Consider the following 304-nt stretch of genomic DNA (forward strand, 5'->3'; position numbering starts at 1 on the left):
TATCAACTCTTCGGTTGAACCAATTAAAGAAGGATTGATTTGTGCAAAGACACCATCAATCCTTACAGTATTTGCAGAGACTTTACCATCTACTTGATTCAAATTAGATTGGACTTGCTCCAAAGCGCCTGTGCTTGCTTTGCCTTGCAATTCAAGCTCGATCAAATCAATTTGTTCCGCATTTGCTTCAGTCGCCTGAACTGCTATTTCTAGCGAACTTCTTACTTGTGCAACTGCAGCATTATTCTCAGTAACATAGGTATCAATTTTTTGAACAGTGGCTAAATCGCCATCTATTCGAGCC

The 304-nt window shown here is 39.8% G+C and carries 1 protein-coding gene; it reads right to left on the bottom strand.

The annotated features are described in order from the left end of the window. On the bottom strand, positions 1-304 hold a 304-nt coding region (locus ACWQ4X_RS19895; RefSeq protein ID WP_457904692.1), incomplete at both ends, for a hypothetical protein.

Source organism: Acinetobacter sp. NigerLNRRAM0016, assembly GCF_054112845.1.